Origin of the sequence: Spirosoma validum (assembly GCF_014699035.1) — a bacterium.
Lineage (GTDB): Bacteria > Bacteroidota > Bacteroidia > Cytophagales > Spirosomataceae > Spirosoma > Spirosoma validum.
This window is the reverse complement of sequence record NZ_JACXAA010000002.1, coordinates 153,898-165,771: the sequence shown is the minus strand read 5'-3', so window position 1 is coordinate 165,771 and position 11,874 is coordinate 153,898. Positions and strand designations below refer to the sequence as shown.

The 11,874-nt window shown below is 49.3% G+C and carries 7 protein-coding genes; 5 read left to right on the top strand and 2 right to left on the bottom strand.

Features of this window, described 5'->3' with window-relative positions:
• Positions 1-21: 21 nt before the first annotated feature.
• Together IC230_RS05550 and IC230_RS05545 are read right to left on the bottom strand one after the other, a co-directional pair.
• Positions 22-1,074 carry an NAD(P)/FAD-dependent oxidoreductase gene (locus tag IC230_RS05550; RefSeq protein ID WP_191037993.1) on the bottom strand — a complete coding sequence of 351 codons (1,053 nt, stop codon included), beginning with the start codon at positions 1,072-1,074 and terminating at the stop codon, positions 22-24.
• Positions 1,071-3,995: an ATP-binding protein gene (locus IC230_RS05545; protein ID WP_191037992.1), complete on the bottom strand. Its 2,925-nt coding sequence runs from the start codon at positions 3,993-3,995 to the stop codon at positions 1,071-1,073. Before IC230_RS05545 ends, IC230_RS05550 begins: the two co-directional genes overlap by 4 nt.
• 444 nt (positions 3,996-4,439) lie before the next feature.
• Here IC230_RS05545 and IC230_RS05540 point away from each other — a divergent pair, with 444 nt between their 5' ends.
• The 5 genes from IC230_RS05540 (at position 4,440) to IC230_RS05520 (ending at position 11,873) form a co-directional block, all read left to right on the top strand.
• A complete protein-coding gene (locus IC230_RS05540; RefSeq protein ID WP_191037991.1) occupies positions 4,440-5,255 on the top strand; it encodes a helix-turn-helix domain-containing protein in 816 nt (271 codons plus the stop codon).
• Between the two features lie 271 nt (positions 5,256-5,526).
• Positions 5,527-8,055, top strand: a complete 2,529-nt coding sequence (locus IC230_RS05535) for a S8 family peptidase (protein WP_191037990.1) — start codon at positions 5,527-5,529, stop codon at positions 8,053-8,055.
• 89 nt (positions 8,056-8,144) lie between these two features.
• Positions 8,145-8,885: a tol-pal system YbgF family protein gene (locus IC230_RS05530; RefSeq protein WP_191037989.1), complete on the top strand. Its 741-nt coding sequence runs from the start codon at positions 8,145-8,147 to the stop codon at positions 8,883-8,885.
• A 119-nt stretch (positions 8,886-9,004) separates the two neighbouring features.
• A complete protein-coding gene (locus IC230_RS05525; RefSeq protein WP_191037988.1) occupies positions 9,005-11,191 on the top strand; it encodes a prolyl oligopeptidase family serine peptidase in 2,187 nt (728 codons plus the stop codon).
• Between the two features lie 118 nt (positions 11,192-11,309).
• The gene (locus tag IC230_RS05520) at positions 11,310-11,873 is read left to right on the top strand and encodes a hypothetical protein (protein ID WP_223860344.1); all 564 of its coding nucleotides are present in this window, start codon (positions 11,310-11,312) and stop codon (positions 11,871-11,873) included.
• The last annotated feature ends 1 nt before the right edge of the window (position 11,874 follow it).

The window sequence follows — 11,874 nt, the reverse complement described above, 5'->3', positions numbered from 1 at the left end:
CTACCAGCTTAATTCGTGTTACTATAACGAAACATAACGGCTAATATTCGCTTCCGGCTCCAAATCTTCACCATCTAACAAATGTCGTGAAAATTGTTCGGCCAAATACGGTGCCAACGAAACTCCTTTCGTACCCATACCCCCGAAAATACCAACCGCCGGATGCGCCGGATGCATGCCAATAAACGGTCTGCGATCTTTCGTTGACGGACGGATGCCGGCCTGTTGCGCGACTACCTGATACGGTATTTTCAGCAACTCCCGGACCTTCGACTCTAAAAACTGGCGACCATCGTCGGTTGTTTGCCAGTCCAGATCGTGCCAGCTATACGTAGCGCCAATTCGGATTAAGCCGTCGCGAACGGGTAGAATAAAAATGCCCTGATTGACGATGTTTTTAATGGAATATGTATCGGCAACAGCGGTCAGAATCTGCCCTTTCACAGGATTATACGGAAGATAGCTAAACAACGAGTTCTCGCGGGCCAGCACGCCATCGCAAAAGATCACCTTCGAGAAATCAATGTCCTTCCAGCCGACCTTGTGTTCTTTAATATTCAGATCATCAAGCTCGATTCGGCCTTCAAAGTATTGATTTTTTCGAACAAAATAGCCTTTGATCACCCGCACGAACTCTGTTAAATCCAGCCAGCCAGCCTGCGTCACTTCCAACCCACCGAACGGATTATTGATGAATTTGCTGTAAACCTCATTGTCAGCCGTTTCTGCTACGTAAGGACGTATCGCCGGGTCTGCCGTTAACGTACGATAATCCGTCTGCTCCCGAATCGACCGAAAAGGGCGATAGATCGTTTTGGGGTGAAAAAACCGGACGCCTAAATCCTGCTCGATTCCGCTATAAAACTGATGCAGAAAGGGAAACAGTTCGTCGGCTTTCCAGGTACGAACCAGCTTACGGCCAGTCAGGGGATTAACGATGCCAGCCGCAACGGCCGATGCGGATGGAAGTCCCGGATCATCGGCCAGAACCACCGAACACCCACGCTGGTCCAGTATCCAGGCCAGGACCGACCCGGCTATCCCCTGGCCCACAATCAGAAAATCGGCACTCATGTATATTGATTGATAAATTCGGTTGGTGTCATTTGATACACCTCCTTGAAACATTGCCCAAAGTACGTAACACTTTCGAATCCTACCGAATAAGCCGTCTCCGTTACGGTCTTACCCGACCGTAATAATTCACTGCCTCGACGTAATCGATACGTTCGAATCAACTCCGTGGGCGAGAGCTGAAGTTTACTTTGTAGCTTGCGGTAGAGGGTTTTACGGTCCATCGCGACCTGATCAGCCAGCCACTCTACCCCTACTCGTGGATTATCTAAGTTAATTTCCAACAACGTATAAATTCGCTCCAGAAAGGGGTCGGTCGGTTCGGTTGGCGCTACGTGTACTCCCGAGTCAGGTTGGGTCAGCTGCTGGCGGTGATAAACCCGCAATTTTTGCTGATAAGTGATCAGGTTAGCAATCTTCAGTCGCAGTTCAGTCAGATCAAACGGTTTTACCAAATAGGCATCAGCTCCGTTTTGTAATCCCTCTATCTGGCTCTCATGAGCACTTCTGGCGGTTAACAACACAACGGCAATGTAATCCGTAGCTGGATTCGTCTTAATCAGGCGTGTAAGCTGAAACCCGTCCATCTGCGGCATCATTACGTCCGAAATAACCACGTCGGGTAAATATTCCTGCGCCAACTCCCAGCCTTGCTGCCCATTATTAGCGATCATTACTCGATAACGCGTCGCTAGCTCACCGGCCATAAAATTGGCCAGATCCGTATTATCTTCTACAATCAATACAAAAGCCCGATCGTCCTGATCGGTAAGAACATTGATTTCATCTACAAACGTAGCATGGCTATTGGAAATAGATTGTACAGCTACAGGAAGATGGAAATCAGTATCGTTTAGGGTCGAAAACGCTGGCGCAACTTCTACAGGTAAATACACAATGAACGTACTGCCTTCGCCCGGCTGACTTTCGACCTCTACCCTGCCGCCTAGTAACGTAGTCAATTCACGTACCAGCGCCAGCCCAACGCCCGTACCTTCAAACGAGCGGGTAATGTGATCGTCGGCCTGATAGAACCGATCGAAGATAAAGGGCAGTTGGTCGGCGGCAATCCCAATACCCGTATCACTCACCCTCAGTCGGGCCTGATCGGCTTCCAGCCACAATTGAACATCGACTTGTCCGCCCGTGGGGGTGAACTTGAGCGCATTGGCCAGTAGGTTATAAACAATTTTCCCCCACTTATCGGCATCCATCAAATACAGGTTATCATCACCGTGGATACGTAGTGCCAACGCAATTTTCTTAGCCTCAGCCGACGAACTGAACAAATCGATAAGCTGAGTTGTGAGTCGACCTACCTGAACAGACTGCTGCGTTACGTTCATATACCCATTTTCGAGCCGGGATATATCCAGAAGCTGGTTGACCTGATTGAGCAGGTGACGCGCATTCCGATCTACTGTTTGTAGACTCGTCTGCATGGTATCTGGCAGCACGGGCGATTCGAGCAATTTCTCGACTGGCGAAATGATCAGGGAAAGAGGTGTGCGAAATTCATGTGTGAGGTTCGTTACAAAGCGGGACTTGGCTTCATCCAGCTGTTTAAGGTGTTCGGCTTGTTCACGGAGTTCTTTGGTCCGTTCGTCAACCTGCTGTTCCAGTTCTTCATTTTGCCTCGCCAGTAATTCCTGCCTGGCCTGCTGTTGAGCCTGGTTTTGAGCCGACAAATCTTCGACCTCCTGTAGCTTAACACTTAGCTGTTTGTTGATCCAGCCATGTTCCAGAGCCAACCGGAGCGACAGTGTCAGCGGAATGCACAAAAACAGGATACTGTACAGCCCGTGAAACAGCCATTCATGCCCAACAATGGGTATGTTATACGCGCTTGTGATCCAGAAAACAATTTCCAGTCCAACATGACAAAGAACGCCGGTCATAACGATGCGAGCCCCTACCAGTTGACGCCGGATAGCCACTGCTGAGACCCGAATTAATTCAACCGTCAGGTAATACGATATTAGAATAGCCAGCCAGGGATATTGGGACGGAAATGAATTGTAAGACAGAATGATACTACCGATTGTCAGCCAGAATGGCCAGCCTTTCCGGATACTAAACAGGCTGTAAAAGATGAGGAGCATTAAGCCGCTGATCCAGGGGGAAGCATACGTACTATAGCCGAGTATCGTCCGGGCGTCCATCGAATGCATAAGATCAGAAGCAGCCCGAAGAAACGACTGGTAGCCCATCAGCAAATACATACCGGCTGCGTAGAGATTGGCTCGTTGTCGGCGATACGCTATAAATAAGCTAAGATGCAGGATAAACAGAATAAAGGATATCCCAACTTTGAAGCTATCCAGATATACCGATTCGATATTGAATAGCGGAATCGCCGGTATCTCCCCCGCTGGAAACAGATTAAATCGTACGACAGAAGGGAGTCTGCCTAAATAGATTTTTTCATAATCGAGGCCTGGGTGATAGGCAATTCGCATGGCCAGTACGTGCTGCGTGGCGGGCTGAAGCGGTAAACTGAACGCAGCATATGGATTATAAGCCCGCACACTGTCGGGATTCGCACTGATCGTACCGAAGCGATAAAGTAATCGCCCATCCAGATAAATATCCGACGCAACGGACTGAAACATGTAGCATAGTACGGGCGGTAAATCCTGCCCTGTAGTGATATGCAACCGAAGCCAGCTAACACCCGCCTGTTCAATCTGTGGTACGTCCTGAATCGCCTTCGTCGGATCGATCGGTTTCCACTGGCGATCATCCAGATCAGGCTTGGCCCAATTCAGATCATCGCCCGGATGAAAGCGCCAGCCCCGATCGAGCATGACGCCCGCATTGGGTAAGGAATCCAATTGAAAGTTAGCCGCCGGATTCTGGGCCTTGCCAGTTGTAAATGTCAGCAGAAGTAGCCAACTGATTATACGTATCGTCTTTATCAATAGAGTGGCTCCGATTTAATCCCCTGTTAATTAAAAAGCGAACTCATTCAATCTGTCCATATTGCCGGATGTAAGCAATAGGTAAGATAAGTAGAAACCGCTGAATACTTGTCAATTAGCTGAGTTTATTCGGTTTCCTATTGATTAAAGGGCTGTGTTTATCTAAGCACACGTGGTAATCAATTCTGGCCATGATGGTGAGTCTAGAGGCTTCTCACTACGTCCCAAACCTACTTTTTTGACCGTTTGCTAAGTCAGCGCAGCCATTTGCCCCGAAATTGATACAGGTTGCCCCAAATCTTAGGGGTCAGTCAATCCAAAAAGCACAATCTTGTATGGTTGTCAGTCACAGAATCGGGCATGGTCTGCTTTGCGAACGTAGCAGTAACTACCTTATCTGAACGATTGCTTTATCGAAAGTATAGGACCAGTTTCATAGCATCGATGAACTATCAATCCTTTCTGCCTTCGCTGGCCCTTCGTCCTTACGTTGAGGCATACGTCCTCATGAAGTCATCCACTGGTTTCGCCCAGCCCGAGCGGATTCCGCCGGGAGGACGATCCGGTATCGTCCTGAATCTGGGAGCTGATTATCAGGTTGAGCTTTTGGGTGTGCTGCAGAAACCTTCCAGGATTGCTATTGGGGGCCAGTTAACGCAAGTCATGTGGTTAACTGAATCTGTCGACTATAACCTGTTGATGATCACCTTTCAGCCAACGGGTTTATATCAGCTATTCGGATTACCAATGGCTGAGTTGACTGACCAGTTTACGTCGATTGACGATGTATTTTCGCCTGCTTTTCGGCAGCAATGGTTTTCGCTGGCGAATCAACTCCGGGAGCTCGACCGTGACCAGGATCGAATTCGTTTGGTTGAAATCCATCTTCTATCCTGTGCGAATCGATCTCCGCTCCTGTATACCAACTGGGTAGATATGGCTTCAGGCTGGTTAGCACAGCCGGGTGGTCGACGCGTTCAGCAATTATCGACAGAGTTACGTGTTAGCCCCCGTCAATTAACCCGTGAGTTTAGTCGACAGGTGGGTCTTTCACCTAAGAGCTTCGCTCAGGTTATGCGGTTTCGCAACGTATTCAGGGCAGCTTTTTCGCCGGAACCGCTTTCCTGGCAAGACCTGATTCACGCAGGTGGCTGGTATGATCAGTCGCACTTCTGCAACGATGTATATCGACTAACCGGTCAAACGCCCTCTGTTTTCTTTGGCCAGCATCACGCTATGGCTGAGTACATGATCAAGTGAACCATGGATGAACCTCGCGAGCAATTTATTATGATCAGTAAGCAGCTTGACCATCGTCTACCCAATTATATGCACACATCCGAAAGGCTCCCTCCTTGTATACACTTGACAACCAAGTGGTCGCTGGAATTCTTACGTGAGAGCTGATTATTGAGGGAATGGTTGCCATATGGCCGATTTTTCCAATACTGGCTTGTTAGCGAACGATAAGTTTGTAACGACTCATAAGTACGTTGTTAATCAATCCTCTCACCTTTTATCCCTTTCTCTTATGTTTAATCATTTACGAAGTACCTATTCTATTGCCGTACTAATCGGCCTGCTGCTCAGTATCCCGTTCCTCAGTGTTGGACAAGCTGACCTCAAACAGGAAGCCAAAGCCGCTAAGCTCTCACCCGATCTGCTGACGCTTCAGCTTGAAGCCGCCCAGCAGAAAACCCTTGGTCAACAAAGTAGCAAGCTTCGTCAGGCTGCTCCGTCCACGAACAGCACCCCATCTGGTTTCCGGTTTGGCAAATTTCCCATTGATCGATCCACCAACAGGAATACGCAACAGCCCCTGCTGAAGGAGAATCAATTGAAGAGCGGTAACCTTCGGCAGGCTGCGGTATCGGAGGGGACAATTACCTCCATGAAAAGCAATCGTACCCGCATACGTGATGGCCGGGTTGCCATCGACGCGGTGGCGAATGAAGCCGACGGTCAGGCGTTGCTCAACGACTTGCAGGCTTTAGGCTTACAGGACGGACGCTATTATCAACATATCGTTTTTGGCTATTTCCCCATCGATAAGTTAAACCGGTTGCGGAACGTAACGACGCTACGTATTGCCCGGCCTTCGTACCGGCCGATTGCACATGCGGGAAAGGTGACTTCACAGGGCGATAAGGTTATGCAGGCCGACATTGCCCGGCAAACCTATAACGTAACAGGAGCCGGTTCGAAAATTGGTGTTCTCTCCGATTCGTACAACGCGCTCGGGGGCGCGGCTGACGGAGTAGCTTCAGGCGACCTACCTGCTAACGTCCAGATACTGAAAGACCTCCCTCTGGATGCTGATTCGTTCCTGATCGACGAAGGGCGGGCTATGGCTGAGATTGTTCACGACGTAGCACCCGGGGCCGATATTGCTTTTTATACGGCCTTTGAAAGTCAGGTTGATTTTGCCCTGGGCATTATTGATCTGGCGAAAGCTGGCTGCAACATCATTGTCGACGACGTTTATTACGCTGACGAGCCTTTCTTTCAGGATGGCATCATTGCCCAAGCGGTTGATTACGTGAAGAAAAGCTTCAATGTCAGTTACTTTTCGGCCGCTGGCAACCAGGCCCGCGATTCGTACACCAGCGGCTTTCGCAACTCGGGTAAGCTTCCTCCCCTACCCGCGGGTTTTTCGTTTCCCGGCGGGGCCAGTGCCCACGAATTTGGTAACGGCTCAATCGTGCAGAAAATTATTCTTCAACCCGGGGGCATCTTTACGTACAACCTCCAGTGGGCCGATCCGTTTTATTCCCAAAGCGCCTTGTCGGGTGGGGTGTCAGGTGCTAAAACCGACCTAGGTGTCTACGTATACATCGGGGGTGTGCTCCGTCCTGATCTATCAAGCGATGAGGCCAATATTGGTCTCGATCCGTTCGAGTTCAATAGCATATACAATGGCTCGCAGACTCCCGCCGAACTGGAAGTTGTGGTCGTTAAATACGCGGGGCCCGACCCGAGTTTGCTTAAATTTATGTACTACGGCTTCGGCTCGACCATTCAATACCTTACCCAGAGCAGTACGGTTGTTGGTCACGCAAATGCCGCCGGAGCCATTGCCGTAGGCGCTACCTGGTATCGTGAAACGCCCGCTTATGACCCGGTTCAATATCCATTGCCCTTGATCGACTACTTTTCTTCGGCTGGTGGAACGCCCATTCTATTTACCCCTTATGGCCAGCCGATCCCACCGCAAACCCGGCTAAAGCCTGAGATTGTAGCGCCTAACGGAGCTAATACGACGTTCTTTTTCCCAGGTGTCGACTATGAAAATGATGGTTTTCCCAATTTTGACGGAACCTCAGCAGCGGCTCCCCACGCGGCTGGCGTAGCCGCTCTGTTGCAGGAAAAAGCCCGTAATAGCATGAGTCCGGATAACGTACTGCTACGTCTGCGCACAACAGCCATAGACATGGACGATCCGTACACACCTGGCTTCGATACGGGCTTTGATTTCGGGACAGGTTTCGGTCTGATTCAGGCCGACAAAGCGTTGATGATTGACGGTCAGCCGCTGGTTGTGCTGGAGCCTCTTTATGATTGTCAGACGGGAGCAATTACGTTACGAACCAGCGGTGGCGATGGTACGCCAATTACGTTTACAGCGCCGGGCATCATACGTAGTTCGCCTGCCAGCACAAGCGGTGTTATCGAAGCGGGCTTACGTAACGACCCCAAACCGATTCTTATCACAGCTGAGCAAAATGGCATCAAAGCCGTGTACGAGTTCAGCTTTGCCGCTTACTGCAACAGCGAACGGGCGCGAATCGGTGCTACTGAACCGGGCACGGGTTTACAGATCACGACGTTGGGTAATCCGATCAATACGGACTGGGTCGACGTGGAAGTTCGGGGTGTACAAGGTCAGTCACTTAAATTACAGGTAAACAATACGTTGGGTGAATCAAGCAGTCAGCGCGCCGTCGAGATAGTAGCTCCCGTTGAACGACATAGACTTATGCTTGGCCATTCGGCAGGAATGTATTTTATCCACGTCAGTACGCCTACTCAGACGAAGATCCTGAAAGTTGTTCGCCAATAGTACAGCATAGATTTCCAGTACTGAGATTATCTCAGTACTGGAAATCTATGCTTTTCAGATATCAAAACCAGTACTAAACGTCCACAATCATGCCAAAGCAACTAGTAATCATTTTAGTAAATCTGTTCCTGACAACTTCATTGTCGTTTGCCCAGTCTGCCGAAGAAGAGATCATTAAAACGCTTCTGAAAAACGAGACGGACGCCTTTTACCAACGTAAAGCGGATGCCTGGGAGTCGGGCTGGCTACACGATGCCAACATCTCCCGCGCCGTTATCGATAACACGAATTATTCGTTCGCAACGGGCTGGGAAAAGAATGGTCCGCCGGTAGTTGACATGCTCAAAAAAAATGCTGACAAACCCTTGGTGGTTAACGTTGTCAACAACAATTTCCTTTTCCGCTTGGGCACCGACATGGCCTGGGTCGAGTATGATCAGACGATCACGGCTCCTGCGATTGACCCAAACATAAAGCGATTGTCGCATGAACAACGGCTGTTGGTAAAACAGGATGGGCAGTGGAAAATTGCTCACCAAATAACGGTTGATCCAGAAACCTTCAGTGCCGATCCCAAAAATGTTGAGAACAATCTCAACAACACTGGCTATACACTGCTAAAAGACAAAAAAGTAAACGAGGCTATCGAAGTCTTCAAAACCAACGTAAAGCTTTTTCCTGAGTCCCCTAATGTCTACGATAGTCTTGGCGAAGCCTATGCTGAAGCAGGAAACAAGGCGCTGTCCATCCAGAATTACGAGCAATCGATTAAGCTTAACCCGAAAAATGAAGGCGGTAAGGCGGCTTTAGCCAAACTCAAACAGAAGTGAGTAAATCGGTTTCGTGCTCAAACCACGCTTAACCGTTCGCTCAAACAGTACGCTTCTATTGGTTCTTTTTCACTAAATAAGTGCGACTCATCTTACAACCAGATCACGTTTCGATACAGATGAAAATTTACGTTGCTACGTTGAGCGGCTATTTATTAGCGATTTGCTCATTATTTGCTCAAAACAAACCGCTTTCTCCTGCCCCCAAACGTCCGGTTACGGATACGTACTTCGGTAAGGCCGTCATCGATAATTATCGTTGGCTCGAAGACCTCAATAATCAGGAAGTGAAAGACTGGTTTAAAACACAGGGCGATTACACCAATGCTGTGCTGGATCAGATTCCAGGCCGCGATAGTTTGATTAATACGTTCGTCAAGTACGACGCGCTGATGTCGGCTCAGTATTCAGGTGTTCGACGTAAAGGGAATCGATATTTCTACCGCAAAACCCTACCGACCGAGAATGTCGGTAAGATTTATGTTCGGGATGGAAAGACCGGAACGGAACAGTTACTCTTCGATCCAACGACGTTTGTTAAAGGCAAAACGTACTCCGTTTCGGCCTATACGCCCAGTCCGGATGGAAACAAGATCGTGATCGGCCTTCAGGAGGGCGGGGGCGAATATTCGACGCTTCGAACGCTGGACGTAGCGACGAAAGCATTCGGTCCCGAAAGTATCACAGCCGTATTCGGAGGAAATATAGACTGGTTACCGGATGGAAGTGGCTTTCTGTATACACCCGATAATTCCGCGGACCCCAAAGACCCTAAAGCGGCCATTGACACGAAGGCACGGCTGCATCGACTCAGCTCTGACCCACAAACCGATCCTATTCTATTCTCACGAACCAAAAATCCGGACCTGGGTATTCGTCCTGAACAATTTCCGGCAATGTATTTTTCCGACGATCACACGCAGTTATATGGTCGGCTGGAGTCGGTGGACCGGCGCTTAACGGTTTGGTTGGCCTCCCCGGCTGAGGTGAAAAAGCCAGCCATTACCTGGAAGAAGCTGACGACTCCCTCCGATAGTGTTACGGCCTTCGTGAAAGTGGGCAGTAAGCTGTATCTGCAAAGTATCAAAGGGGCATCTAAGGGCCAGATTCTAGTTACCGATGCGGATAATCCCAATCCCGCCAACGCCACGATATTGCTGGCGCAGGGCCAGAAGAATATCACGCGCATAGTAGCGTCGAAAGATTATCTGTTCGTTACGTTGAGTGATGGCATCAACGAAACCATTCGACTCTACGACACCCGTACCAATACCTGGAACGACATACCGCTGCCTTTTACGGGCACGGCAGGTGTAGAACCCTACGATCCAGCGCATAATAATGATGTACAGGTTTACGTCATGTCGTGGAACAACCCCGTAATGATTTACGACTATACACCGGAAGACAGAAAGTTAGTATCCAGTGTATTTTACGTACCCGTACAGTACCCTGGCGTTGCCGATCTGGTTGTGGAGGAAGTCGAAATCCCTGGTCACGACGGAATACTGGTGCCCTTGTCCATCATTTACCGCAAAGGCCTAAAACGCGACGGCAGTGCTGCCTGTCTAATGAGCGGTTACGGAGCCTATGGCATGTCGGGAACGCCCTATTTTAGCCGACGAAACTTAGCCTTACTGAACAAAGGAGTGGTGTTGGCTGAAACCCACCCTCGGGGTGGCTCGGAAAAAGGCCAGGCGTGGTATCAGGCGGGGTTCAAAACTACCAAACCGAACACCTGGAAAGATTTTATCGCCAGCGGAGATTACCTGATTAAGAAAGGCTACACCAGTCCAGGAAAACTCATCGGTATGGGAACCAGTGCGGGCGGTGTTCTCATCGGGCGCGCCATAACCGAACGGCCTGATTTATTCGCAGCAGCTATCAGCAACGTGAGCTGTTCCAACGCACTACGTATGGAAAACTCGCTGAATGGGCCCCTCAATATCCCAGAATTTGGTACGGTGAAGGATTCGACCGAGTGTATGGCCCTCTACGAAATGGATGCCCTGCATCATGTCAAAGAAGGGACAAAATATCCTGCCGTATTGTGCGTAGGCGGCATGAACGATCCCCGCGTAGTTGCCTGGCAACCGGGTAAGTTTGCTGCGGCTCTGCAGAATGCTACGTCATCGGGTAAGCCGGTGCTGATGCAGGTCAATTATGACAACGGTCACTTCACAGAAGACAAGAAAGTGACGTTCCGCAACTTCGCCAATATGTACGCTTTTGCGCTCTGGCAGGCCGGTCATCCTGACTTTCAACAGGCCAACGCTCAGCTGAACAAGGTGACTGTAAAGAAGTAAGAAGCCAGGCTTACGATACATTAATACGTATCGATTTACCCTCTTTCAGAAGCCAGCTATAAAATCCGATAAGCTCCCAGTTCACAGTGGACTTATCACAAAATCTAGGACCATCCTCATGAATCGAATCTGCTTCTTTGTTTTAGTACTTATTGGGGTGAATATCGCCTTTTCTTTCGGACAGAACCACTCAACTACGAACGCTATACTGGACGTTGGTATCCGGTTTCAAAAGTCGATTAGTCTTTATACCGAGAACGGTATAACGATCCAGTATACAAGTCAGAAATTAGCCTCGCAACGACTCTATTTCGGGGCTAGCTACGTAACGTCCCGGCTAGGTACGGCGATCCGTTCCAATGCGATCAAGCAGGATAACTTTCTGATCAATGCTTCCTGGTATTTCCGGCCGAAGTGGCTAATTCAGCCGGTTGTTAAAGCGAATGTAGGGTATTTCAAAGCCGATTACGGCAGCGATCTTTTTAACGAACTACCCCGAACTTCGCTGCTGGCCTCACCTGAGTTTGGTTTGTGCTATTGCCCCAATTTTCCCCTTAAAATTAACGCATCCGTCGGCTACAATCTCTTTACTGGCAACGGTATTACAGGACCAGGAACGTTGTATCCGGTTTTTGTGCAGACGAGTATCACCTGGAACGTATTGAAAAAATCAGCCAACTAAC